Annotated in this window: 24 protein-coding genes; 7 read left to right on the top strand and 17 right to left on the bottom strand. The window is 55.5% G+C overall.

Features of this window, described 5'->3' with window-relative positions:
- The first annotated feature begins 129 nt into the window (after positions 1 to 129).
- Complete coding sequence (locus FPL22_RS06430; protein WP_162525214.1) at positions 130 to 618, top strand: dihydrofolate reductase; 489 nt, start codon at positions 130 to 132, stop codon at positions 616 to 618.
- Here the strand turns inward: FPL22_RS06430 and FPL22_RS06435 are convergent.
- Positions 615 to 1,148: a gamma carbonic anhydrase family protein gene (locus FPL22_RS06435; protein ID WP_144229277.1), complete on the bottom strand. Its 534-nt coding sequence runs from the start codon at positions 1,146 to 1,148 to the stop codon at positions 615 to 617. The two genes, FPL22_RS06430 and FPL22_RS06435, sit on opposite strands and share 4 nt — an antisense overlap.
- A gap of 82 nt (positions 1,149 to 1,230) precedes the next feature.
- Here FPL22_RS06435 and FPL22_RS06440 point away from each other — a divergent pair, with 82 nt between their 5' ends.
- Positions 1,231 to 2,526: a NupC/NupG family nucleoside CNT transporter gene (locus FPL22_RS06440; protein ID WP_144229278.1), complete on the top strand. Its 1,296-nt coding sequence runs from the start codon at positions 1,231 to 1,233 to the stop codon at positions 2,524 to 2,526.
- Between the two features lie 120 nt (positions 2,527 to 2,646).
- Here the strand turns inward: FPL22_RS06440 and FPL22_RS06445 are convergent, their stop codons facing one another.
- Genes FPL22_RS06445 through FPL22_RS06460 form a run of 4 tightly spaced genes read right to left on the bottom strand, consistent with a single transcriptional unit; the run spans position 2,647 to position 4,755 of the window.
- A complete protein-coding gene (locus FPL22_RS06445; RefSeq protein WP_144229279.1) occupies positions 2,647 to 3,015 on the bottom strand; it encodes a YdbL family probable chaperone protein in 369 nt (122 codons plus the stop codon).
- An 11-nt stretch (positions 3,016 to 3,026) separates the two neighbouring features.
- Positions 3,027 to 3,218: a YnbE family lipoprotein gene (locus tag FPL22_RS06450; protein WP_144229280.1), complete on the bottom strand. Its 192-nt coding sequence runs from the start codon at positions 3,216 to 3,218 to the stop codon at positions 3,027 to 3,029.
- 49 nt (positions 3,219 to 3,267) lie between these two features.
- Positions 3,268 to 4,470, bottom strand: coding sequence for a hypothetical protein (locus FPL22_RS06455; protein WP_144229281.1), 1,203 nt, complete (start codon positions 4,468 to 4,470; stop codon positions 3,268 to 3,270).
- 3 nt (positions 4,471 to 4,473) lie between these two features.
- Positions 4,474 to 4,755 (bottom strand): FtsB family cell division protein, encoded by a 282-nt coding sequence (locus FPL22_RS06460; RefSeq protein ID WP_144229282.1) that lies wholly within the window; start codon positions 4,753 to 4,755, stop codon positions 4,474 to 4,476.
- Positions 4,756 to 5,269: 514 nt separating this feature from the next.
- Between FPL22_RS06460 and FPL22_RS06465 the strand changes: the two genes are divergently transcribed.
- The 4 genes from FPL22_RS06465 (at position 5,270) to FPL22_RS06480 (ending at position 9,339) form a co-directional block, all read left to right on the top strand.
- Positions 5,270 to 6,085: an ExeA family protein gene (locus FPL22_RS06465; protein WP_144229283.1), complete on the top strand. Its 816-nt coding sequence runs from the start codon at positions 5,270 to 5,272 to the stop codon at positions 6,083 to 6,085.
- A gap of 57 nt (positions 6,086 to 6,142) precedes the next feature.
- Entirely contained in the window at positions 6,143 to 6,586 is a 444-nt protein-coding gene (locus FPL22_RS06470; RefSeq protein ID WP_144229284.1) for a GxxExxY protein, read from the top strand.
- Positions 6,583 to 7,263 (top strand): hypothetical protein, encoded by a 681-nt coding sequence (locus FPL22_RS06475; RefSeq protein WP_144229285.1) that lies wholly within the window; start codon positions 6,583 to 6,585, stop codon positions 7,261 to 7,263. The genes FPL22_RS06470 and FPL22_RS06475 overlap by 4 nt, the downstream gene beginning before the upstream one ends.
- A gap of 546 nt (positions 7,264 to 7,809) precedes the next feature.
- On the top strand, positions 7,810 to 9,339 hold the full coding sequence (locus FPL22_RS06480) for an O-antigen ligase family protein (RefSeq protein WP_144229286.1): 1,530 nt from the start codon (positions 7,810 to 7,812) through the stop codon (positions 9,337 to 9,339).
- A 120-nt stretch (positions 9,340 to 9,459) separates the two neighbouring features.
- Here the strand turns inward: FPL22_RS06480 and FPL22_RS06485 are convergent, their stop codons facing one another.
- Positions 9,460 to 9,807, bottom strand: coding sequence for a four helix bundle protein (locus FPL22_RS06485; RefSeq protein WP_144229287.1), 348 nt, complete (start codon positions 9,805 to 9,807; stop codon positions 9,460 to 9,462).
- A 70-nt stretch (positions 9,808 to 9,877) separates the two neighbouring features.
- Between FPL22_RS06485 and FPL22_RS17815 the strand changes: the two genes are divergently transcribed.
- The gene (locus FPL22_RS17815; protein ID WP_144229288.1) at positions 9,878 to 10,849 is read left to right on the top strand and encodes a WecB/TagA/CpsF family glycosyltransferase; all 972 of its coding nucleotides are present in this window, start codon (positions 9,878 to 9,880) and stop codon (positions 10,847 to 10,849) included.
- Between the two features lie 516 nt (positions 10,850 to 11,365).
- Here FPL22_RS17815 and FPL22_RS06495 read toward each other — a convergent pair.
- From FPL22_RS06495 to FPL22_RS06545, 11 genes are all read right to left on the bottom strand, one after another.
- Positions 11,366 to 13,975: a COG1470 family protein gene (locus FPL22_RS06495; protein WP_144229289.1), complete on the bottom strand. Its 2,610-nt coding sequence runs from the start codon at positions 13,973 to 13,975 to the stop codon at positions 11,366 to 11,368.
- Between the two features lie 180 nt (positions 13,976 to 14,155).
- On the bottom strand, positions 14,156 to 14,554 hold the full coding sequence (locus FPL22_RS06500; RefSeq protein ID WP_162525215.1) for a type II toxin-antitoxin system VapC family toxin: 399 nt from the start codon (positions 14,552 to 14,554) through the stop codon (positions 14,156 to 14,158).
- Complete coding sequence (locus tag FPL22_RS06505; protein WP_144229291.1) at positions 14,551 to 14,772, bottom strand: hypothetical protein; 222 nt, start codon at positions 14,770 to 14,772, stop codon at positions 14,551 to 14,553. The genes FPL22_RS06500 and FPL22_RS06505 overlap by 4 nt, the downstream gene beginning before the upstream one ends.
- Before the next feature lie 463 nt (positions 14,773 to 15,235).
- On the bottom strand, positions 15,236 to 15,616 hold the full coding sequence (locus FPL22_RS06510; RefSeq protein WP_144229292.1) for a hypothetical protein: 381 nt from the start codon (positions 15,614 to 15,616) through the stop codon (positions 15,236 to 15,238).
- A 907-nt stretch (positions 15,617 to 16,523) separates the two neighbouring features.
- The gene (locus FPL22_RS06515) at positions 16,524 to 17,930 is read right to left on the bottom strand and encodes an exopolysaccharide biosynthesis polyprenyl glycosylphosphotransferase (RefSeq protein ID WP_144229293.1); all 1,407 of its coding nucleotides are present in this window, start codon (positions 17,928 to 17,930) and stop codon (positions 16,524 to 16,526) included.
- Positions 17,931 to 18,000: 70 nt separating this feature from the next.
- The gene (locus tag FPL22_RS06520; RefSeq protein ID WP_144229294.1) at positions 18,001 to 18,750 is read right to left on the bottom strand and encodes a class I SAM-dependent methyltransferase; all 750 of its coding nucleotides are present in this window, start codon (positions 18,748 to 18,750) and stop codon (positions 18,001 to 18,003) included.
- Between the two features lie 5 nt (positions 18,751 to 18,755).
- Positions 18,756 to 19,733: a glycosyltransferase family 4 protein gene (locus FPL22_RS06525; RefSeq protein ID WP_144229295.1), complete on the bottom strand. Its 978-nt coding sequence runs from the start codon at positions 19,731 to 19,733 to the stop codon at positions 18,756 to 18,758.
- A gap of 3 nt (positions 19,734 to 19,736) precedes the next feature.
- Positions 19,737 to 20,786 (bottom strand): glycosyltransferase family 4 protein, encoded by a 1,050-nt coding sequence (locus tag FPL22_RS06530; protein ID WP_162525216.1) that lies wholly within the window; start codon positions 20,784 to 20,786, stop codon positions 19,737 to 19,739.
- Between the two features lie 2 nt (positions 20,787 to 20,788).
- Positions 20,789 to 21,601, bottom strand: a complete 813-nt coding sequence (locus FPL22_RS06535) for a glycosyltransferase family 2 protein (protein ID WP_144229297.1) — start codon at positions 21,599 to 21,601, stop codon at positions 20,789 to 20,791.
- Positions 21,598 to 23,037, bottom strand: a complete 1,440-nt coding sequence (locus tag FPL22_RS06540) for a hypothetical protein (RefSeq protein ID WP_144229298.1) — start codon at positions 23,035 to 23,037, stop codon at positions 21,598 to 21,600. Before FPL22_RS06540 ends, FPL22_RS06535 begins: the two co-directional genes overlap by 4 nt.
- A gap of 243 nt (positions 23,038 to 23,280) precedes the next feature.
- Positions 23,281 to 24,195: a glycosyltransferase gene (locus FPL22_RS06545; RefSeq protein WP_144229299.1), complete on the bottom strand. Its 915-nt coding sequence runs from the start codon at positions 24,193 to 24,195 to the stop codon at positions 23,281 to 23,283.
- Between the last annotated feature and the right edge of the window lie 8 nt (positions 24,196 to 24,203).

Genomic DNA, 24,203 nt, shown 5'->3' on the forward strand with positions numbered 1-24,203 from the left:
ATCGATGTCCGTTCTGGGTTTTCTTTTCTCCGCGTCCTCTGCGGCCTCTGCGTTTAAACTCCATCCTCCGTTGTTTATTGATCGTTGTCCTTCCGTCCTCTGTCCTCCGCAGTCCTCTGTCTACCGCCCGTGCCCAAGTCCACACACCTCATCGTCGCCTGCTCTGAAAACCGCGTCATCGGCCGTCGCGGCGGCCTGCCGTGGTCGATTCCGGAGGACACGAAATTCTTCCAGGAAAAAACCTTGGGCAACACCGTGATCATGGGCTCGCGCTCCTTCGGCGAATGGCCGAGCTGCGTCAAAGGTCGCGATGTGATCGTCATCACCCACGAGCCCGAAAAAATCCCGTCCGGCGTTCTCGCCGTCACGTCACTGGCCGAGGCGATGTGGCGGGCCGACGGATTGCGCGGCGACATTTACCTGTGCGGCGGCCAGCGCGTTTACGAGGAAGGCCTGCCTTTCGGCGACGTCCTCGACCTCACACTCGTCCACACCACCATCGACGACGGCGACACGTTTTTCCCCGACTGGCGCAAAGACTTCCCCAAGGAAATCGCCCGTCGCGAAAGCAACGACGCCCGCTGGCGCTATACCTTCCTTACGCTGGCCCGCGCTTAGCCGCCGCCGTGCAACGCCGCATGCGCCTTCGCCACTTCAATGTATTTGGCGGAGAGCCGGCGCCCCGTCTCCAACTCATCGCCCGATAGTTGACGCACCACGCGTGCCGGTGAACCGAAGACCAGTGAGCCGGGCGGACATGTGAATCCCTGCGGCACGAGCGCGTTGGCGCCCACCAGACTGTCCGCACCGATGTGCGCGTGATCAAGGATCGTCGCGCCCATGCCGATGAGGCAGCCGTCGTCGATCGTGCAGGCATGGATGATGGCCGCGTGGCCGACCGTGACATGATCGCCGATGTGCACGCCGGCATCGTCGGAGAGATGCACGACCACGTTGTCCTGCAGATTACTCTCCTCGCCCACCACGATGCGGTTGATGTCACCGCGCAACACCGCGCCATAAAACACGCTGCTGTTTTTACCCAGCTTCACATCGCCGATCACCGTGGCGTTGGCCGCGACAAACAACGCGCCGCTCACGTCCGGCGTTTTACCCAAATACTGCGCGAGTCGTTCCTGAAGCGTCATGATTCATCTTTTCTCTCCGCGCCGTCCCGTGCGCGCAAGCCTGCCCGGCATGGAACCGGCTAAAGGCACGGCAACCATTTCAATGGACTCTTTGATCCACATCGGTCGCGGGCTGCTCGGCATTTTCGTTTTCACCGGCATCGCCGTGGCCTTCAGCACCAACCGGCGCGCGATCAACTGGCGGTTGGTCGGCTCCGCGTTGCTGCTGCAACTGATCTTCGCCGCTCTCGTCATCCACGTCGCGCCAGTCCGCTGGGTCATCGAAATGGCCGGCGGTTTTTTTGTGCGCATCCTCGGCTTCTCCGCCGAGGGCACCGCGTTTCTTTTCGGGTCTCTCGCCAGCAAAGAAAAACACGGCTTCGTCATCGCGCTCGTCGTGCTGCCCTCGGTCGTGTTTTTCTCCGCGCTCACCTCCCTGCTTTACTACCTCGGCGTGCTGCAAAAAATCGTCATGGGGTTCGCCTGGATCATGTCGAAAACCATGAATCTTTCCGGCGCCGAGAGCCTGTCCACGGCGGCCAATATTTTCCTCGGCCAGACCGAGGCGCCTCTGATCATCAAGCCCTACCTCGGCACGATGACCCGCTCCGAACTGCTCGCCGTGATGGTTGGCGGCATGGCCACGATCGCCGGCGGAGTGATGATCGCCTACATCAGTTTTCTCGGCGGTGACGATCCACAACAACAGATCCGCTTCGCCACGCACCTCATCACCGCGTCAGTGATCTCCGCGCCCGCCGCGCTTATGGTGTCCAAGATCCTGCTGCCGCAGACCGAGACCGTGAGCCGCGATTTGCATGTTCCCAGAGAACGCCTCGGCGCCAACTTCATCGACGCGATCTGCGTGGGCACGACCGATGGTCTCAAACTCGCGCTCAACCTCGCGGGTATGCTCATCGTGTTCACCGCGCTCGTGGCGATGGCCAACTACATTTTGTCGGGCTGGATCGGCGCGCCGTTCGGGCTCAACGAGTGGATCGCTCAGGCGACCGGCGGCGTTTACCGGAGCTTCTCCCTTGAGTTCATCCTCGGCATGATCTGCGCCCCCGTGGCGTGGCTCATCGGCATCGATTCGGGACACCTGATGGTTTCCGGACAACTGCTCGGCACGCGCACCGTGCTCAATGAGTTCATCAGCTACCTGCAACTCGGGCAGATGAAAGCCGCCGGCACGTTTACCGACGAACGCGCGACCATCATTCTCACGTATGCGCTGTGCGGATTTGCCAACCTCGTCTCCATCGGAATTCAGGTCGGCGGCATCGGTGCGCTCGCGCCGGATAAACGCAGCGATCTCGCCCGCCTCGGCGGACGCGCCCTGCTCGGCGGAAGCCTAGCGTGCTTCCTCACCGCCTGCGTCGCGGGCATCTTGATCTAAGGGCTACGTGCGCTAGGCCGCCTGCCACACCTCACCCCTCCAACCCGGTTTGTAACTTAATACGTTACAAACCGGATCGAACTCAGAGCCGTCACGTTTAGGATGAAACCGTCCGACGCGTTACTTCTGCGCCCACGAACCGTTTTCGGCCTGCACCCATACGCCCTTGGCGCTGGCGCCGGCAATTTGCTTCGCGCGGGCCTTGCCCACGGCATCGGCGGTCGAACCGGTTTTCTGCGCGATGGCGGCGTAAACGACGGAGCGGTCGGCATTCTCCGCGGCGGCCACACCTTGATCGTCGCCCGAACGCACCTCGAGAAAGCCACGGTTGTTTTCACCGAGCACGCCCTGGGTTTTAAGTGCGTCGATCGAGGAGATGCGTTTCTCCATGCGGCCGCGGAGCGCGTTGAGATCCTGCGCCTGCGTCAACGGCGCGGCGGCGAGCAACAATGCGGACACAAACAGCAGACGGGTAAAAAGTGTTTTCATGCGGATCACGATTAGTTGGCGGGGGTGTTGATGGTCGTGGATTTCTTGTCGATATCGCCGAAGAAATCGTCGAGCGCACGATCTACTTTCACGTTCACATCGACGGTGATGTGGATGGGCTTCACTTCGATCGGCTCGGTTTTAACGGTAAGGCAGCCGCACAACATCAGCGGGGCCGCGAGAAGGAGAAGGCGAGGCTTCATGTGGGATAAAGGGATAATCAGGGAACGCCTGGGCACAATCAAAGTTTCCTCATTTCGCACCACTCAAACCCAGTCCCGGAGTGGAGCCGAACTTCAGCAAGGGTGCCAGCGGGCCCCGCACGTTGATGGTCAGCACCAAGGGAGCCTTGAGAGAAGTGTCCACCGGCCCGCCGGCAATATTAACCGTAGCCGTGCGTCCTTCCGCATCGCCCTCGGGAGAAAATCGCACGTCGAAACGCTCTGCCAGCAACGAAGCCTGGCCCATTTCCACATTCGTAAGGCCGGGATAATATTTAAGAATGGCCGGCGGCAAACTGCCCGTCAGCAAGCCCGGATTGGGCCGGAATCGCACTTCAGCGCGCTCTTCCGGATCAATGGAAATATGCCCCAACCCCACCGACACCCCGTCACGCTGACTCCAGTTAAGTCGCACCGCGCCGTTCACCCTTCCACGGCCGTCAGCGAGAAAATCAGGCACGAGCGCAGCGATGTCCTGCAAGCCCACTTTGATCATCGAAATATCCACCGCCAGCCGGGGTTCCTTCAGCTCAACTCCAAACGGCTGTGTGATCACTTTACCACCGGCAATCTCAACCTCCGCCGCCGCCACATCAGCACGGGTAAAATCGATCAACATCGCGCTCATCCTTAACGCACGCGCACCAAAACGCGCCGTGGAGATCGTCCCCACTTTCAACTCAAGCGGCACGTTGCCCTTGGCCAGCGCCGCCACCTCGCCACCCGCGTGCAACGTCACGCCCGCCAGCGACCACCCTTGCGTGTCGTTGCGTGCCGTGCCCTCGCGCCAGTCGATGGACAACGTGCCCGTCGGCACGCTCCCGATCAGGTCCCCCTCGCCGGTGATTTCCAAGGCTCCCGTCACGGTGGTCCCGTCCAACGCCGCCAGCTCCGGTCGGGCCGCCAGTGCCGGCAACCACGCCGCCAGATCAACGCGTCCCTCGGTTACCCGCCACACCAGCCGGTTGTCCGCCGCGTGAAATTTCAGCGCCACGCGCAGCATCATGTCCGGCCCGGCCACCTTGATTTCTCCGCTACGCACCGCTCCGTCGTCACCCGACCACGTCAGGCTCCACGCCAACGCCCGCCCTTCAACCGGCGTGTAAACACCCTTCAGCCCGCCCGTGAACCGCGTCAGCCAAGGGGCCATTTCCACCAAGCCCGCACCCTGCACCGCCGTTGCCCCCGCGAACCAGCTCAGCACGACGAAAACGAAGGCTGCGGCGACACGCATCTTTTAATCCTCGAACCGAAAGATGAACTCCTCCGGGCGTGCATAACCGAGGCGCTGACGGATCTTCATTTCCACATAGGCCGGATCGGTGCGCAGTCGTTTAAGAATACGCTCCTGATCCCGCAACCGCTCCTCGGCTTCGACCAGCCGGCGTTGAGTCGACAGTTCGACTTGGCGCAACTGGTTGTATTCCTGCCGCGTTTTCCAAAAAAACGCCGCCGATCCCGCTCCCACGCTCAGAAAGAGCAGGAGGTAAAATGCGACGATAATCTGGCGGATGGGCATGGGATGAAACGCTGCTTCAACACAGAGCACACGACGGCCTCAGCGAAAGCTTTTTCGATTCCCTGAATTTTAACGCAGAGGCCGCAGAGCACGCAGAGGTCGGACCATCTAGCTGCTAGTGACTCGTTGCTAGCTACTAGATCCTAGCTGCTAGCCACTAGATCCTAGCTGCTTTCATCCGTCGTAGGGCCCGACCTTGTGTCGGGCCGGTGCGGCTTCATCTTTCATTCTTCATCTGGCGCCTCAGGCGCCTCCACCCTTCAACTTTCTGTTAGGGTATGTTTGCTAAATAAACCAGACCAGCGGGAGCGAGAAAGGGTGCTCGGCCAAGGCGACCGAGGCGGAGGCGGGCCAGCGGCCCATGCCGCCGAGGGCAACGCCGGCCCAGTGCCTTTTCCGCTTCCCTCGCAGAGCTTCAGCGATGGACTGGTTTATTTAGCAAACACACCCTAATCAGGAACCGCTCCTGCTTTGGGCGTGCTTTCCTTCCCGCACTCACCTACTGCCTTTCACCATGTATCAGAGTTACTACGGGCTGAACGAAATGCCGTTCAACATTACTCCCGATCCCAAGTTTCTCTACCTCAGTCCCACCCATCAGGAAGCACTCCAACACCTCAAATACGGGGTCTCCGAGCGCAAGGGTTTCATCGTGCTCATCGGCGAGGTCGGTTGCGGTAAGACCACCCTTTGCCGCCGCTTCCTCAACGAGCTCGACCCCGCCCGCTACGACACCGCGCTGATCCTCAATCCCCGCGTCACCGAGACGCAGATGTTGAAGGCCATCCTCACCGAGCTCGGCGAAACCAAGCTCTCCCGCAGCCAGAACGACCTCGTGGCCCAGATGAACCGCGTCCTCCTCGAACGCATCGAACGCGGCCGCGACATCGTCCTCATCATCGACGAGGCCCAAAACCTCTCCTTCGAGGTCCTCGAGCAGATCCGTCTCCTCTCCAACCTCGAGACCGACCAGCAAAAACTCCTTCAGATCGTCCTCATGGGCCAGACCGAGCTCAAAGCCGTGCTTGCCCGCGAAGAACTGCGTCAGCTCCGCCAGCGCATCCTGGTCCACCACGAGTTGAAACCGCTCACCTTGGGAGATGTGCAACACTACGTGCAGCACCGCCTCACCCTAGCCGGCGGCATGGGCCGCCCCTCCTTCACCCGCTGGGCGCTGAGGGCGGTGCATCGTTACAGCAAAGGCATCCCGCGCATTATCAATAATCTGTGCGACAAAGCGATGCTTGCGGCCTTCATCCGCGACTCCGACGAAGTCACCTGGTGGGACGTCCGCCGCGCCCACAAGGACATGCGCAATCTCACGGAGTGACGGATCTTGGACTACACTGTTTTTTAACACAGAGGTCGCAGAGAACACAGAGAGCTCATGGAAGCGCTAAATTCATTAACCGATAAAATCATTGGGGCAGCCATTGAGGTTCACCGCCACAAAGGCCCCGGATTGCTGGAATCGACCTATGAAAGTTGCCTCGCCCAAGAACTCACGCTGCGGAATCTTCGTTTTGAACGACAAGTGGCAGTTCCCTTGCTATATAAGGGACTAACCCTAGATGTGGCTTTCCGTGCAGATATGATCATAGAAAATAAAATCCTGATCGAATTAAAGGCGCTGGAAGCCATTTTACCCGTGCACAAAGCCCAAGTCCTCTCCTACCTCCGCGAAACCGGGCTTAGCTTGGGGCTGTTGATCAATTTTCATGTCCCCAAACTGGTGGATGGAGTTCATCGTTTCATCAATGATCGTGCCCTCTCTGTGAACTCTGCGCCCTCTGTGTTAAATAATCCCGCCGAGTCCATTACAGCGACATGAGTTTAATCAACGAAGCCCTCAAAAAAGCCCAACGCCAGCGGACCGAGGATCCGGTGGTCGTGGTTCAGCCTGCTCCCGGCACCGCCAGCGCTCCGGTCGTTCGCATCGCCAAGCGCAAGGACCCGATGGCGGCCCGCACCTTGGTGCTGTTGGTCGGCGGCAGCGTGGCCCTTCTGCTCATGTGCGGCGTGGTCACCTTTATGTATTTGGGTTCCGAAACCCCGCCGCCGGCGGCACCCGCTCCGGTCGCGCCAGTGGCGGCCGTGCCTACGCCTCCCCCGATCGCCCCCCTGCCTGCTCCGCCTGCGGTCGCGCCGGCCATAAAACCCGCCGATCCGGTGGTTACGGTTACGCTGCCCGCCGTGACTCCCGTGGCCACGGTCACACCGCCGCCGGTCGCGATCGCACCCACCCCCGCCCCCGTGGTTCCGGTTACCCCGCCAAGGCCGATCGCCCTCGTTCCGACCGCCAACCCCAAGGTGTATCAATTTCTGGAGACGCTCCGCATCTCGGGTATCCGCGTATCTGATACCGATCCCAAGGTCATCATGAACGACCGCGTTTTCCGCCTGAACGACCTGGTGGATCGCCCCACCCAGTTACGTCTCATCCGCGTGGACACCGCCAGCCTCACCTTCGCCGACGCCACGGGCTACGAATATCAAAAGAACTTCTGACGTTTTCGGATCGATGTAGGGCCTCACCTCGCGTGAGGCCGCTCACTCTTTGCGTCCAGCATACCCAACCACGGCCTGACACAAGGTCAGGCCCTACACGAGCCGTCGCGTCCGATCCCGCAGGGCCTCACCTCGCGTGAGGTCGCTCCCTCTTTGCACATGTGAGCCTATCGGCTCGACACGAGGTCGAGCCCTACAATGCGACAACATTAACGTTACAGCCCTATCAGCGATGGCCTGGATTCTTTCCCCGCCACACCCGAGGTTCTAGTTGCCAGTTTCCAGCGCCTAGTCTGCGCTCCGTGTCCTCCGCGACCTCTGCGTTAAAAAATCAGTTCCCCGTCTCTCGCCTCCGTCCATCTTCCGTTCGTCAGTTGCCTCTTAAACTTAATCTTAAGTCTTCGACTGCGTCAAAGCCGCCCCCGTCCGCGCTCCGCCCCTTAAACTTAATCTTAAGTCTTCCCCTGCGTCGAAGACGCCGCCCGCCCGCCGGACCCTTCATCTTAATCTTTCACCTTAACCTCGGGCGCTTTGCGCCCGCACCCCGTGCCTCCCTCTCGCCCTCCCCGCACCGCTTCCCCTTCTGCTGATTCGTCGCTGCAAGCCTTCCGGGGCGACCTGCGCGCCGCCACGGGGCTGCATCCACTGGAGACCACCGTGGTCGTCATTACCGGAGTCCTGCTCTGCTTCATGCCGTGGGCATTCGGAACCATGGCCGTATGGAGCCAGCTGATCTCCTTGGGTCTGGCCCTGTCGGTCTTCGTCGTGGCGCTGATCAACCGCCACTATCGAGGACACCTCGCACCCGAGGGGGATTTCAAACTCATCATGTGGCCCAAGCTGGTGCGCTTCCCCCTCTTCTGGCTGGGCCTCGTGTTTCTCGGTTACATCCTCACTCAGGCGCTCAACCCCGCGTGGACGTATATGACTGAGGACCGCGTCTGGTGGCTCGACCCGACGGAGCACATCTCCTGGTTACCTGCCGGCATGAAGACGCCTTTCGCCGACATGAATCCGTGGCGCGTGCTCCTCATCTACAGTGCCGCCTGGCTGCTGGGTAGCGCGTTATGGGTCGGCATCACCCGCCGTGCCGCCGTGCAACTCTTATTCACCGTGATTGTGTCGAATGGAGCCGTCTTCGCGATCATTGGTATTCTTCAAAATGTCACCGGTGCAAAATACGTTCTGTGGAGCTTAAAGGGCGTAAACAACACAGGGAATTTCTTCGCCACGATCATCTACAAAAATCACGCCGGCGCCTATCTGAATCTGGTGCTGATGCTCTGCACGGGGCTGCTTTACTGGCATTTCTCACGGGCGGAACGTCGAATGGAGCGCACCAGCCCTGCGCCGGTTTTTGGATTCTTCGGGGTGCTACTGGGAATCGGCGTGCTGCTCACCGGTTCACGCGCCGCCACCTTACTCCTCATGGCATTTACGCTGATCGCGTTCATCGGTTTCATCGTCCGTTGCACGCTCTATCGGAGCGAAGGTCGCAGCCCGTGGGTCATCACCGTGCTTTGCGCCGTTTTTGCACTTTTTATTGGATTAGGCGCCTATTTCCTCAACACCGGCCAAGCCTTTGATCGTATTGGACAACTCCTCGAATCCGGAAAGTCCGATTCTTCGGTCTCAAGCCGCCTGTTGGCCCGACAAGCCACTTGGGAGATGGCGCAAGACAACATCGTGACCGGCTGGGGTGCCGGCAGTTTCCGTCACTACTTCCCCGTTTATCAGCGTAATTACCAAGAAATCTATACTTACCCCGGACGTCCTGATCTGAAATTCCGCTGGGAATACGCTCACAACGACTATGTGCAGCTACTCGCCGAGTTGGGTTTGATTGGCGCAGGTATCCTCCTCGCGATGCTCGTCTGCGGAGCCGTTCACCTGATTCGTAAGCGGGTTTATCTGAAACCACACCTCATGTTCATCGTGCTGGCCCTCGTGATTACCGCCGCGCACGCGTGGGTGGATTTCCCCTTCCAGAACCCCGCGATTCTTATGCTCTGGTGTGCTTCGGCCGCTTTAGTCGGCCGCTGGGCCGAGCTTGAAGCGAGGAGTGCGCGGCGCTGATGCGCGCTCCTCGCTTCAAGCAGATTAATGGGAAAGATTAAGTTTAAGGTATCTGAGAAAGATCTGGGCTAGCGTGAGGAAGAAAGGGTGCTTGCTCGGCCTCGTATTTGATCACGGCACTCATTTCAAACTGTGGTAAAGGCCGTGCAACATACGGGAGATTTCTTGGAGTTCGGTAATCAAGCGATCACCGGTTGTTAGCGTCATATATCCCAACGCTCTTGCCCGAAGCACTTGGGACCGAGTTTCCCCGGCCGATCCCTTCGCATAGCCCACAAACTGCCGATATTCGGCGGGGCCCGGTCTTTCTGATCCTTCAGCGACATTATCCGAGATACTGTTGGCCGATCGTGTAATCTGATCCTTGAAACCCCAATCGCGACAATCAGCCAGAAGCTGGTAAATCTCGATGCTCAGTGCATGACTGCGCTGCCAAACAACCAGCTTCTCAAACGTCTCATTCGTCATAACATTGGATAAAGCATTGGTGATGCCGGCCTGCTGCCTTCACCTTAACCTTTTACCTTAAACTCTATTCATGTCCGTCTCTCCCACACGCCGCGTATTAGGCGTCGATTTTTTCATCGGCTCTCTTGACGACGCCGTTGATCACGCCGTCGGCGTGAGTTTAAGGGAGAAGTTTAAGGTGAAGAATGAATCCGAATCCGACGGCTTGAGCCTTCAGCTTAATCTTAAATCTTCATCTGGCGCGCGGAACGCGCGCCTCGTCGTCGCTCCTTCCGCCCCCGGCCTGGCTGTCGACTTGGTGAAGTCGGAATCCTATCGGGAGGCTCTTACGACCGCTGATCTCGTGCTCACCGATTCCGGTTTTATGGTGCTGCTCTGGCGCGCCTTCACCGGCGAAAAATTACCGCGCCACTCCGGGCTCAAATTCATTCGTGCTGTGCTCGACCGCCCCGAGCTCAAACAACCCGGCGCCGTATTTTGGGTCATGCCCTCCGCCGAAGAAGATGCGCGCAACCGTGCCTGGCTCGTCGCGCAAGGATTTCCGGTGACGTCCGACGATGTGTATTTGGCTCCCCACTACGCGGCGGGCCCGATTCACGATCCCGAGTTGGTCCGCCGGATTGAGGCCCGCAGTCCGCGTATCGTGATGCTGGCAATCGGCGGCGGCGTTCAGGAGCGTGTCGGGCTCATGCTGAGGACGGAGCTGCGCTACAGCGCAGCTGCCGCAGTTGAAGGGGAAAGCTTAAGTGGAAGCTCCGAATTTGCACCGGATACCTCCGCCTTAAACTTCAACTTGGCCCTTAATCGGACCTCTCCTGCCCTTCGGCGGGAAGGTCCGTCGATTCTCTGCTTGGGTGCAGCCATCGCGTTTCTCACCGGTGGGCAGGCCAACATCCCCCCTTGGGCGGATAAACTCATCTTGGGATGGCTCTTCAGGCTGCTATCCAACCCACGCAAATTTTGGCGCCGCTACTGGGATGCCCTCTCCTTGGCCCGGCTGCTGTGGCGAAACCGAGATCGCCTGCCGCCGATGGGCACGTGAATGTGGAGGTTAAGTAGAAAGATTAAGATGAAGGGGGCAATCGCTGTTAGTGGCTAGGAACCTCCGTCCATTAAACTTAATCTTCAGTCTTCCACTGCTCAGCAGAGCCCAGAGGTCACAGAGCACACAGAGATCGGACACGACGGATTACAGAGAACGGAATACCGACGAGCCCTCTCTCACTTTCCGGTTTCAGAACACCTCCGCTCCATCAGACCTCGTCTTGCTCCCTCGCCCGCCCAAAGGGCACCCGCGCTCACTCACCCACTCCGCTCACGCTCCGGGGCCACACGCTTCGCATGTGACCATCTTCGCCTCTCGGCTTCGGCCGCCCTCCGACACCTCCGCGACCTCTGCGCTCTCTGCGTTTAAAATTCTGATTTTTAAGACACAAAGGTTAACCCAGAGGTCACGGAGATCTCAGAGATAGAATTCCAACGTCAGACCTCAAACCTTCGCCTGTCGGCTCCGTCGTCTGTCTTCCGTAATCTGTCCTCTGTCATCCTCCCCTTAAACTCACTCCTCCCTAAACCGCACGATTCGCGCATCGCGGATTTCAAACACCGCCGGCAGTTGAGAGGGGCGCAGGTAAATGAACAGCGAAACCGGCGTGTTATCCGAAAAACGCCAAGGGAGCGCGGCGCGTCCAAAAAATCCCATCGTGAAATCCTGTGAAGGGCGTGTGTAAGTCCCCCACTCGGCCGTCAGCGGCAAACGCCCGCCGGCAAAATACAAGTTGCCGTTCGCCGTGCGGAAATAAACCCCCATCGCATCACCATGCACTCCCGACAAAGGCTTAAACCGCATCGGATCGATCCGAACAGGCTTGTTCGACACTCCGTTCATCGTCCGTCGTCCGTCCGCGGTCACCTTCAGGTTTCCAGACTCAGATGTCACAGTTCCGTCTGTCATCTGTCCCCTGTCCTCTGTCCCTCTGCTCAACACTCCGCTCCGCCCGTCATCCGTCCCTCCGACCTTCCCAATCCGATACCGAAAACTGAACAGGGTATCCTGAGGGAAAACAAAGCCACGTGGCAGCGGCAATTCGACCGCAGCGGGACGCAATGAGGTATCGGCGAGGTAATCGATATGGATGCGCCATAATCCGTCCTTTTCCTCCACCCGCACGCCATCCGTCGCCAGCCAGCGTCCACCTTGATCATACAACTGGGGCTCTTCACTCGCCAGCGGACGCGCCCCCACCTGTGCGCGCGCTTCGCGGTTATCCATAAACGTGAAGGACTCGATGGTCTCGGTCACCATTCCGTAAGCCGCCGGATAAAGCACCGTGGTAAACACCGCCGGGCTCACAGTTTTAATGCGTGGAACAAACCTCACCGTGAACGCATGCGCCGTCCACACCGAGCCATCGATCGTCAACTCCACTGGGATCTCCCGTCGCTCACCTGGGGCCAACGTCATCACCGGATCGTAAGTCGAAGTCACCGGAGTCGGCGCGGCGATCTCCAGAGCCCCAGTTATGGGCACCGCACCGAAATTATAAAGCACCCATCTCCCGCGCCCCTTGCGCAGCGGCAGAGGTGTCCATTCGGCCGAAAGCCCTTGGAGCCGATACCCACCCGAAGCCTTGAGCTGTGTAAGATCGGCGTCGGCGATAAAGTCGATCACCACCGGCGAAGACGGCGCCACTTTGACCGTCCAGTCACGAGACCGGTAAGGATTTCGCTCCGCATAATCCCACAGGTAAGCGAGCGCCGGAGAAGCATAGGCATCGCCCACCTTTTTGCCGATCCCCGCCATCCAAGGCTGAGCGTGCTTCGCGCCGAAATCATCCGGAGAGAATTTTAACACAGAGTTCGCAGAGACCGCAGAGTCCTGGCCCCCGTCCTCTGTCGTCTGTCCTCTGTCCTCCGTATTGTTCACTCGACCACCCAGCAGGTGCCCGGTCTCGTTCACCCCATCGCTGCCGCTCCGGGGCCGCGTGCTTTGCACGTGACCATCTTCGCCTCTCGGCTCCGTCCATTCTCCGTCCTCTGTCTTCTGCCCTCCGTCCCCCTGCTTCTCCTTAACCTTAATCTTATGACTTAAACTGCCGCGCAACTCCGGCTGCGCGGCCATCCCCAACCCAAACTCATTCAAACCCGCCTCGTAATACGGATTGAGCACAAACGCCATCGGCCCCTCGGGGCGCAGGATGCGCACTTGTTTCGCCACGCTGGCAAACCACCGCCACTGCCGCACGCGCCCCTCAACCGTATTCCGGGCCTCCCCATCCAGTAAGCCGTAACCGTATTCGGTGATGAAGACAGGGAATTTCTTTTTTAACACAGAGGTCACGGAGTTCACAGAGGATGATGAAGTATACCTCTCTGCGCGCTCCGCAGTCTCTGCGTTTAAAATGCTGATCGCATTTTCAAACTGCCGATACACTCCGGTGAAATCATCGGAGTAGCCGTAGTAATGGAAATTAAACCCGTCGGTGTAGCTGGCGATTCCATTGGCCCAAAGGCGCTCCAGGTAAGGACCGGGGGGGAGCGCAAGGGGAGCCATGATCACGAGCGGCTCGCGCCGCTCGTGAGTTGAAGAGGAAAGGTTAAGTTGAAGGTCAGACCACCCGCGTTTCTGCGTCCGCCAGGTAGATTGCACCGATTGCCACTTAAACTTAACCTTATGACTTAAACTCACCGCCGAAGCACTCGCTCCATTTTTTAATCCTAGGTAGAGTGCTTTATGGAAGGCGGTGTATGTCTCGGGATTGTCGGCGACGAAGCCGATGTCGGGCTCGTTTTCGATTTCCCACACATCCACCAGGTCGCCGTAAGCTGCACCTAGGATTCTCCCGCGCTCATACGCCTCGCGTAAATCAAGGGGCAATCTACGGCCCGGCCCTGATCTCACTCCTTTAGAACCAACTGGTGGATGCCACAAAACTAGAACTGCGGTTTTGATTCCCTGTCGCCTCAGTTTGGCCAAGCCCGCACGATCTGTTTCCACGGTTCGCCCTCCCACTGCAGTGGCTGCCGTCGGCTCAATCAAACCACGCACCCGCATCCAAGTTCCCGCTTGGCCGGACAACCCTGCCGCCTCCAAATCCACCGCATAGGCAGCAGGCGGTGTGAGAACATCAAACCCATAGCCAGCGGCTCGCACGATCGGGACCAGCAAGCCCCATATAACAGAAAGTGATACGACGGTCTTTAGCACAGGGACACGAGCTAGGGCTTCGCCCGTTGAAGTTGGAAGTTTAAGATGAAGGACACGGACAGATAGCTGCTAGCTAGCTTAAGACGGTTTAACGCAGAGGTCACAGAGACCGCAGAGATCCTAGCTGCTAGGGGCTAGTGGCTACCAAATCGTCGTCACCACACCCGAATCGGTGATATTGCCGTCTTTGGTGATCAGCGGCACTCCGTGAATTTTTGCAGTGGCGGTGATGATACGATCAAACTGATCGCCATGGGGCAGGCTTAACGCCGGCGCGGCGATGGCGATCTCCAGTGTAATGGGTAATACGGTGACATAATCCAGCATGACAGCCAGAACGGTGCTGGCCTTTCCCCTGAAGGAAAGCCGGTCCGAATGCAGCAGTAGTCCGATTTCCTGCAACGTCACATCGGCAATCCCCAAATGCTCGTAAGGCGTCGTGCTGATCACGCGGGCTGCCTTGCCGCCGAGCATCGGCTCATCGGTGGCCGCCCACAGAAAGGCATGCGTGTCTAAAATGTATTTGATCCGGGTCTTCACAGTGACGGTTTCCAATCATCGTTGCTCAGCGTCGGTGCGGTAATATCCGCATGAAATGTGATCTTCCCCTTTGCCGCGCCCAAGAGAGACTTTCGAGTTTTCACCACCGTGAAAAGAAATTCCCCCTCCTTGTCTTGCACGCGAACCATCTCCCCAGAACGAGCCTTTGCTTTGAATGCCGCGAAATCCCTCAGAAACTGACGGGTATTGGTGACCATGCCCTTATTTGTCTGACAAATTTTAATCCGTCAAGCATGTGGGCCAGGGGCTAGTCGCGAGTTTCTAGGTGCTAGTCACCAGGGGCTATCCGGATTTTTTTAACCACGGATTACACCGATGAACACGGATAACGATCATGAGGCGCTCCGTTTTCCGTATCGCCCCAAGGAGGACGGACCTCCCGGTCCGACTTGATCGCGCTTTCTGTGCCGCCGACCAAGACGACGGACCGGGAGGTCCGTCCTCCTTCAAGCCCGGCCTGACGCAAGGTCAGGCCCTACATTTCAGACCGCCCCTCCCGCCCCTTAAACTTAATCTTAACTCTTCCGCCGCGTCGAAGACGCGCTGACTCGACAAGCCAGCTTGTCTTTGTAGGGTGCGTGCAGGTTTTTGCGCACAAAAAAGCCGGTGAAGGCATGCCCGCCCTCACCGGCTGTGTGTTTCAAACCAGATCCCCTCGGATCAGGCTGCGTTGGCGATTCCGGTCGTCGACGCAGCTGTCGAGCGGACCGGCCGCTTGCGTTCCGACTTCTTCACGCCACCCGCCTGGGCATAAACGTCGCTGTTTTTTCCGTAATAGGCGCCAACGCCGGCCAGCATACGATCCGACCAATCGGCCAACTTTCGTTCAGCTATGACGAAGTCCCTGCGAGCCTGATCGGCATCCGCCAGCACCGAGTTGTAGTTGGCCAGCTTCGTGCGCGTGCCGGTGATCTCTGTCTGATAGGCGGTGAGCGTAAGCTCTCCGCCGAGTTCCAACGGTTGCGGGAGGGTGGCAATTGCCGCCGCTCTCGTTTCTGCATTTTCAAGCACTGCAGAGCGTGTGCGTTTGATTCGAGCCATGGGCTATTATCGTTCTAACCTCACTGCGGCCCGAGAACTCGAGAATGAGCTTCTTCGGCAGTGCAATTAAAGAACCAAGGCCGAAATGAAACTAGTTCAATATATATGTTATCAGTCTTATTATGCCCTGTGAGTAACTCAAACTACACGGAAACACAGGAAACAAACCTTAGACTTAAAATCCTACAATAAGTTAACTATGAACCATTTATTTTAAAAAAAACAATAAGTGAATTGTTTTCATCCCATGTCACTAACTGCCACATCCTAGCTCAATTCAACTTTCACCAACCCCAAATCCTTGGGCCTCTTCTCAAAAACAGATTCAATAAGCCCAATAAGGCAGGAAATGAACCCAAAGAGCTTCAAGGGGTAGGCATATGGAACTAATGCGAACGCAAAGAAGCTTACTCATTAAGCAACTAGCTTCAGGTTTGTCGCCTCTGCGACCTCTGCGTTAAAGTCGGTTCCATCCGTCCTCTGTCTTCTGCCTCTATATTCCGTCCTCCGTATTGCTCCCTCGGCCCGCCCCGCCTTAAACTTAATCTTGAGCCTTAATCTGTGGCGACCACGTCTCCTCTGCGACCTCCGCGATCTCTGTGTTTAAAAAACTTCGATTTCAGAATTCCTGATTTTTAACGCAGGAGGCACAGAGACCGCAGAGATCGACCTTGTCCCACTTCTCAGGTTTCCAGTTTCAAGTCTCAGGTTTCACACCTCCCCCTGCCCTCTAAATTTAATCTTCAGTCTTAATCTGTGACGAACTCCTCACCCTCTGCGCTCTCCGCGACCTCTGTGTTAAAGTCCGTTCCATCCGTCCTCTGTCTTCTGTCCCCTGTATTGCTCCCTCACCCGCCCCCCCTTCCCCTTAAACTTTCGTCTTCATCTGAGCGGCGCTACGCGCCGCTCAATACGCCGACTTCGGCGGAAACACCACCTGCCAGGCCGTGCGCAGGATGATCTGCAGATCCATCGCCAATGACCAGTTGCTCACGTAGTAGAGATCCCAATACACGCGCCGGTGCAGTTTTTCCGGTTCGGTGATTTCGCCGCGATAACCGCTTACCTGCGCCAGCCCGGTGATGCCCGGCTTGACCAGGGAGCGCACCCGGTAGGTTTTGCTGATCAGACTGAATTCGATATCGTGCTGCGGCAGATGCGGACGTGGCCCCACGATGCTCATATCCCCAATGAGCACGTTGATGAACTGGGGGAATTCATCGAGACTGCTCATGCGCAGGAACCGGCCGAAGGGAAAGATACGGGTGTCACCGGATGTCGCCTGCTTGTTGATGTCGTGGTCCCGCGCATACATCGACCGAAACTTTAGCATGTGAAACTCCAGTCGGTTACGCCCGCCCCGCGGTTTCACAAAGAACATGGGGCCGGGTGCCTGAAACCGCTGGATGAGCCAGACCATCGCACAAAGCGGAGGAAGAATGAACAGGACGACCGGCAAAGACACGACGATATCCAACACACGCTTGAGTGCGCGGTTTATCGGATCTTCGAGAGGTTCGTTCTGGAGCGTGAGAAAATGGATACCCGCTTCCTCCACGGGAATAAACGTGCGGGCATAGCGGGCACCATAATCGTTATGAATGAGGAAACGGCAGCCCTCCTGCTCGCACAACTCTATCATCTTCTCGACCTTGGCCGAGTCGTCGAACCACTCCAGCAAGATTACCTGGCCGATACGCCGCTCCTGCAAGATAGTCGCGAGCTGATCAATTTTTCCCAAGTAAGGAGCGATGGCCAACTCAGCACGAGTCGGTGCCTCATCGGCTAAAAACCCTACCGGCTGCACGCCAATATGCATGCGGTTGGTAATCCAGTGATCCAGATTTCCCAACCGATCACCTCGCCCAATAAATAAGGTCGGCATCTTAGCCGTTTCGCCAAACAAGAGCGCAGCGAGATCGCGAGGCACCCGTGCATGCATCAAAGCAAGTAACCCAGTAAGCAACACGAGATAGCTGCCGAGGAAGAGACGACTGACTTGTTGGTCTTTTGTAGCAAAGACCAAGGTAAACACACAGGCTGAAACATAAAGGCCTTGTCGGATGGCGATACCCAACGCGGTCCACTTGGTCAAAGAGTGCAACCGACCATGGTTACGTCGTAAATGCCCGGAACTCGCCGCCATACCTACCGCTACCGCCATACAATAAGGCACGAGCGACACATTCTCCGAAAGCTGCACATAGGTAATCGAAGGCAATAACGCCGCATAAGCAGGCATCAGTGCAACCGCAGCCGCATTAGCAAAAACGGCATACACATTGGCGAGCCCTCGCTGACGATAAGTAATCATGAGTTTGAGCTAACTATCTACGGCCCGAGAGAATCCATGGTGAAACGAGTCAAATGCTGTTCGATCAAAATTAACAGCTAGACTTAAATCTAATCTCTTCACCTTCGCGCTGAAGCCAAGGGAAAAGCTTAGTCGGCTTAAAAGCCACCATACAGAACGAATTGCTCTGCTTTTTGAAGATGGAGGAGAACACCAGTCCACTCAGCACCGCGATCTTATAGACCACGGTTTTTAAGCCTGAGTAATTCCGCACTGGCGCATTAAAACCGTAGAAATACTTGAACGAGGGCTTACCCGTTGGATCGGCGCAGGAAATCGCCTTTTCAAAATCCCGCTCGGTCCAGCGATACACAAAATTGGGCACACACGTGTAATTGACCCCCGCACACACGCCTCCGTTGCCGATCACTGCCGATAACTCATAATCCTCCACCCAGCCCAGTTTTACGCCCCAGCGCATGAGCAGATTGTCGCGTGACTCAAAGACAATCACTCCCCGCGTCGCCACCCGATACATCTCCAGCAAGGCTGCATGCGGAGAGTCGCAATGGTGCAAGCCGTCCGAAACAAACACCCACTCAAACGCCCCGTCGCCAAACGGCAATTTGCGCACATCGGCCAGACTGCCCGTAAACGGTGCCATCACGCCGCTCGTCACCACCGGATCGAGACTCGTAATCGTCACGTTTTTGAGCCCCAGCGAAGCAAACAAATCTCGCTCCGCTTCACCCGCGCACACCGCCAGCATGGAGCCCTGCGGAGAAAGGGCTCCGGCTTCCATCAAACGCTGCACCACGGACCGGCTGAATTCAAAACGCATAAAGATCAGTTGGCTGACTTGCTCATTAAACGACTCACACCCGTTCGATAGGCTGCACGAGAAAAATCCTGCCGATACACCTCTTTGGCCGCCTGAGAATAAGACGCATAGTTTGCATAGACCGACTCGACCGCCGACACCCACTGCTCCACAGGCGCCGCTGACTCGATGCACACGCCCGCCGGCATGGCCGCAGAGCCTCCTCGCATCACCTTGATGCCGCCAATGGTGCTCGCCACAAAGGGAATGCCATTAGCCAATGCCTCGATGATCGAGAGAGGCTGCGTTTCATTCACGTAGCTGGAGGGTAGAATGAAAATCCCCCCGGCATCGAGAGCCGCCTGTTTTTCAGCATCCTGCGTGAACCCATGAAAATGCACGTCGGGAAAACGTGCGCTGTCCATGGAGAGAGGGCCCGCCCCGTAAACGTCCAAACGCCAGTCGTGATGTTGAGCCCTAAGCTTCAAGAAAACACTGTAAGCGATCGGAAACCCTTTTTCCACCGTCACGGCACTCATCCACAAAAGTCGCCGCACCGGTGCACGGGATTCAGCCGCGTCCGGTTCACTGCCATCCGCCAGAGTATTATTCAGCCGGATCGCCGGCAGGCCTGCGGACTCAAGCGCCCCGGAGATTTCATCGGTTAAAACCACAAAACGAAAATTCCCTTTGCCTAAAAACCGCCAGAACCACGCGTGCTTTTTAAAATTTCTCCAGGAAATGTTGTGGATATAAATATTCACCTGACATCCGCACAACCGCCACCACACCAACCATAGCACATCACGAAGGTGCCCGATTTTTTTGCCACCCGCCGCCAACCAGATCGAAGAACGCCACAACAGAAGATTACGCACGTCCGACCGTGAACGAGACATCACCTCTCTCCCCAAATCCCTCAAGGTGACCTCAAGCTGACGCAGACACAGATTCTCACCCGTGACAGGAGGCGGCCGATGACCGATGACATAGACGCGTTCCATTGATTAAACTGCTACCGTATCAGTTATTCTACCCAGCGTCTCAGCCCAGCGCCTAGGTGAGAAGTCAGCCGCTTTGGACAGCGAAACCCGGCTTCCCTCACTCATTTGCTCGGCACTCAAACCATCCAACCACTCAAGCGCGCGTGCAATTTCTACCGAAGAAGACTCACGCATAATGTAACCATTCACTTCGTGGACGACCAGATCATCCACGGCACCACATTGCTTCGTCGCCAAAATCAAGCATCCGCACAAAGCCGCTTCATGGACGACCACGCCCCAATGATCCATCTGGCTGGGCAATAAAAGAGCCCTGGCGCCGCGATAGGCTGTCGCCAGTTCTTCGGCTTGCATAAACGGTTCGAGCCGCATTCCGGCAGCCAATAGTCCCTCGGTAAGTGGACCGTGCCCTATCATGCGGATACGATTGCGCCAGGACGCCCCCGCGTTCGTATTCAAAAAATCAAGGATCTTATCCACCCCTTTTCTATATATAAATTGGCCTACAAAAACGACTTTATCACGATTCACACCCGCGCCTGAATTATGAAATACAGCCGGAGAAGCACTATAAAGTCCTTCCAAAATCCTCGAATCAGGCATTCCGAGAAAGCGCATAAACCGACGTCCCCGACGCCCTGGAACCCACATGAAGTCAAACAATGACCGCAACCGGAGCCTGAAATACAAGGCTCCAGCCCACTGCTTCAATGTGCCGTGAAAGTAATTGTCCACCATCGATACAACCACGGCATTCTTGTTTTTCTTGGCCTCGATGGACAAAGCCGAGTAAGCGCGATGATTCCACGATGTAATCACACACACATCAGGAATATCCAACCCCAAGTCGGACCACTTGAGATCAGCCATTGAATCAATCCACATGACAGGTGCGCCACAGGCGATATCAATGTCCTTGTAAGGCACTCCCACGTTGGTCGCGATCACCACAATCCGATGATCGGGGAAAGCGCGTATCGCTGCGCTGATGCAGCTCGCCGCATAATAAGGAAGTCCATACCAAAGTATGGCTATGTATTTGGATTTTCCCACGGTTAACTGCGACAGGAAAAACGATTGAGCATCGTTCCCCAAAAACGTCCGGCTCGGGCACCAGCCCATAAGGCGATACGCGTCGAATAAACACTTTTAGGCACGTCAACATGGACTGACCGCCGCGGAATCGACTTGGGAACAATCATATCTTCCCGTCCACCGGTAAATCCCTTCATGAAGCAGCACCACACGCCGCCGGTATGTCGATAAGCCACGGGCACCGAACCTGAGAAAATCAATTTTTCTCCGCGACCCACTGCATCCACACACCAATGCCAATCCTCTCCATAATTTAACGATTCATCAAAACGACGCTGCTGCCATGCGCTTCGTCGGTATGCGCAATTTGAATTCCCTGAGTATAATCCCAAAAAAAGCTCCATGCCGTCACCGTGCACAACAAGCTCTTCATCCGCACAAGGAACTATTTTTTTAAGCATCGAAGCAGCCCCGGCCACACAGGTCACCGAACTTTCAGCACGAGAGAATGTTCGGGCATAATTCCCCACATACTCATCGCTCACAGGGATACAATGCGAACTCAAACAGATCACCCAGTCTGTATCTGCAACCTCAAAGCCTACATTTAACGCACGGCTGTAGCTGAACGGGCCTTTCAACTTTACCAAGCGGCAACCAAACCCGCCAATAATCGAAAGGGTATTATCCGAAGAACCCGAATCCACACATATGATTCGCGAGGAAGGAAGTTTCCCCGTCAATTTTCCCAATACCAAAGGAAGCGTCTTTTGGCTGTTAAAAACCCGTATCAGAATACTTATGCTAGGCCCCGAAAAATCAGATCTGTTCATTTTTTGATACGAGACGTGTTCACGTCCGAACGCCTAGGTTGCCGATTGAACATGCCTGGCGGGTGAACCAAGGGAGCTTTTAAAAACGTAATCCCCGCCAAGCCGAGGAGACCTCCCAGATAAACAAAACGCATGGTCGTTCGTATGGGATACTGGTGGGCCTGAATTAAAGCCGAGAACAGCAGCACCAGGATAATGACCGATAACAGCACCCCCACCCAGCTGGTCGACTGAAGTTTTCTTATCATCACTAAATAGCTCCAAAACCATATCACGGGAAGGCCAAGAAACAGGAAAATCGAAAGAACATAGAGTTCGGCAAAGGCACTGAACGGCGTGTAGAAATTCACAAATGGAGTATATTGAACGTATCTGCCACCAAACCCATCGATGAGACTAATGGTAGGAGAAAACGACAAAACCCAATACATCGCAGGATTCTCCGACATAAGCTCTTCACCACCGGACTGGCGTGCGATCGTATCCACTAAAATAGGAAATCCCTGTGAAAGGTTTTGGCCGACCGCAGAAAGCATTTCCGAGTATCGTGCCTCGCCATCAAACAATAATGCATTTTGCCTGAAAAAGACCATCATACCCGTGTCCGGCTGACCGCGAAGGCCAAGCGGCATATATAAACTGTATGCAAACAAAAGAGTAAGTATACATAATGCAATTACACGAGGCAGACGCCAGCGATACATCAATGCCACGACTGTAAACGGCACTAATACAGAAAATCCGCGGGATGCCTGACTGATGAAGGGCATAAGGCAGAACAAAATGGCAGTGATTGACCACCATGGCCTGGAAGCAACCGCCAAAGCCGCAGCCGCCAACGTGCCGCCCAACAATAATAAAGGGAGGAAAATTTTCAGATCCTCCAAAAATGAAAAAAGTTGGATATAAGACTGATCGAAACGGCCCAAGTCACTATGCCATAACCGGCCCCAGCCATTTGCGGTAAAGTATAATGCAAAAACCAAAAAACACGCGATACACAACCATTTGTCCAAGTTTCGCTCGCGGACAATCATGGTCCAACGCTGGGGCAAAGTGCTGACGCCCACCGCACCCATAAGCTGTATTGGAGGTTTTGTAGCAGAATAAACAACTGCGCCCATAATCCCGACTACGCTGATCGTGGATAATAAAAGCAACGCACGCCTGTAATACTCATACTGGATGCCAAATACACCACCGCCGATACCGAACATTTCCGGGCTTGCCAGTGAATGCCGAGAAGGAAACAGAGAGATAATCCACACACACGGCAATAACACCAACGCAACTTGGAAAGCAAGTATAGCTATGTAGCCAATAAACCCATAGCAGGAGACAAATCGCTTTCTCAATAAGACACACAGCCACCCAACGAGTAAAACCAATGATAGCGACAGCATCAAGGCTTGATTATAGTTCTTAAGGTCGTCCACGTTTTAAATTAATACTAAAATCACATTTATAATAAAAGTCCAAGAAATCTAGAGCGGGCGGATCAAAAATAAAAATAAAAGATAAAAAGTAAAGATAACTACACCTAAATACGGTCTTTCTTCGGCTAAAAATCGGATTTCCCAGCCCCGCCCCCACCCCCAACTACTTATATTAAATTAATGGTTCACACAAAATAAATTCCATAAAGACAAAACTTTTCCAAATGCGAACTATAGCACAAATCAAATATTGCTACCAGCAACCATCGATTGCGTTCTAAAACTTAGCCACGCAACCTCCATAACAGCATGGATCTGATTCACGAATAATGTCAGATTACCTCGAGCCAAGCCACGGATTGCAGTTTTGATGCCGGAAAGAATTACTTGCCGCGCAGCGGCATTACAAAGTTCATTGGTATTGCCTAGGTCGTATCGCAGGATTAGCTCACGCGAAGTTCTATATGACTCTATTACGGTCACGCCACTCAACTCCAACTTACTTGTGCCGTTCTGATCAGATACCCGATAACACGATAAATGTTCCGGTGAATATGCAACAGAACCAATTGCACATACCCTTGCCCACATTTCCCAATCAGCAGTATAAAAAAAGCTTTCATTGAAATCACCAACGATTTCATATGCAGTTTTCCTGACGACGATTGATGGCGGCTGAAAGCAATTCCCCAAGGCCAATAATTGCATAATATCCACCAGGACGCCTTGGGTTTTTACGATCGGCGCCACCTTGTAGATTTCGTTATCCCCAGGCCCAATTACAATAGAAGGAGATGCAATCATCACTACCTTCGGATATTTTATCGCAAGCGAAAAATACTTTATATAAAATTCACTGCCCACCATGTCATCATCATGCAGTATATGAACCCACTCTCCACTAGCTAGTGCTATACACTTATTCCAGTTCCCAAACATTCCGATATTCACGGAGTTTTTGATATAGTTTACACTCGGATACTTCGCAACAATTCCTGAGATGCCATCCCCTAATGTTGCGTTATCCACGACCATAATCTCGAAACCAACACCCAATCCAGATGTCGCACTAATTACACTATCCAAGCAGCGACCGAGATATTCACTACGATTATACGCAGGAATTACTATAGAAATGAATTTTTTATTGTTAGTCACATTAAATT

Origin of the sequence: Rariglobus hedericola (genome assembly GCF_007559335.1) — a bacterium.
GTDB classification, from domain to species: domain Bacteria; phylum Verrucomicrobiota; class Verrucomicrobiia; order Opitutales; family Opitutaceae; genus Rariglobus; species Rariglobus hedericola.

What these genes read in the sequence shown, in the direction of transcription:
- FPL22_RS06470 (WP_144229284.1), top strand. Translation starts at nt 6,143, where the DNA reads ATGGAAGCGCTAAATTCATTAACCGATAAAATCATTGGGGCAGCCATT.
- FPL22_RS06520 (WP_144229294.1), bottom strand. Translation starts at nt 18,750, where the DNA reads ATGCGTTTTGAATTCAGCCGGTCCGTGGTGCAGCGTTTGATGGAAGCC.
- FPL22_RS06445 (WP_144229279.1), bottom strand. Translation starts at nt 3,015, where the DNA reads ATGAAAACACTTTTTACCCGTCTGCTGTTTGTGTCCGCATTGTTGCTC.
- FPL22_RS06525 (WP_144229295.1), bottom strand. Translation starts at nt 19,733, where the DNA reads ATGGAACGCGTCTATGTCATCGGTCATCGGCCGCCTCCTGTCACGGGT.
- FPL22_RS06515 (WP_144229293.1), bottom strand. Translation starts at nt 17,930, where the DNA reads ATGATTACTTATCGTCAGCGAGGGCTCGCCAATGTGTATGCCGTTTTT.
- FPL22_RS06505 (WP_144229291.1), bottom strand. Translation starts at nt 14,772, where the DNA reads ATGGTCACCAATACCCGTCAGTTTCTGAGGGATTTCGCGGCATTCAAA.
- FPL22_RS06440 (WP_144229278.1), top strand. Translation starts at nt 1,231, where the DNA reads ATGGACTCTTTGATCCACATCGGTCGCGGGCTGCTCGGCATTTTCGTT.
- FPL22_RS06455 (WP_144229281.1), bottom strand. Translation starts at nt 4,470, where the DNA reads ATGCGTGTCGCCGCAGCCTTCGTTTTCGTCGTGCTGAGCTGGTTCGCG.
- FPL22_RS06510 (WP_144229292.1), bottom strand. Translation starts at nt 15,616, where the DNA reads ATGGCTCGAATCAAACGCACACGCTCTGCAGTGCTTGAAAATGCAGAA.
- FPL22_RS06465 (WP_144229283.1), top strand. Translation starts at nt 5,270, where the DNA reads ATGTATCAGAGTTACTACGGGCTGAACGAAATGCCGTTCAACATTACT.
- FPL22_RS06435 (WP_144229277.1), bottom strand. Translation starts at nt 1,148, where the DNA reads ATGACGCTTCAGGAACGACTCGCGCAGTATTTGGGTAAAACGCCGGAC.
- FPL22_RS17815 (WP_144229288.1), top strand. Translation starts at nt 9,878, where the DNA reads ATGTCCGTCTCTCCCACACGCCGCGTATTAGGCGTCGATTTTTTCATC.
- FPL22_RS06450 (WP_144229280.1), bottom strand. Translation starts at nt 3,218, where the DNA reads ATGAAGCCTCGCCTTCTCCTTCTCGCGGCCCCGCTGATGTTGTGCGGC.
- FPL22_RS06460 (WP_144229282.1), bottom strand. Translation starts at nt 4,755, where the DNA reads ATGCCCATCCGCCAGATTATCGTCGCATTTTACCTCCTGCTCTTTCTG.
- FPL22_RS06485 (WP_144229287.1), bottom strand. Translation starts at nt 9,807, where the DNA reads ATGACGAATGAGACGTTTGAGAAGCTGGTTGTTTGGCAGCGCAGTCAT.
- FPL22_RS06535 (WP_144229297.1), bottom strand. Translation starts at nt 21,601, where the DNA reads ATGAACAGATCTGATTTTTCGGGGCCTAGCATAAGTATTCTGATACGG.
- FPL22_RS06475 (WP_144229285.1), top strand. Translation starts at nt 6,583, where the DNA reads ATGAGTTTAATCAACGAAGCCCTCAAAAAAGCCCAACGCCAGCGGACC.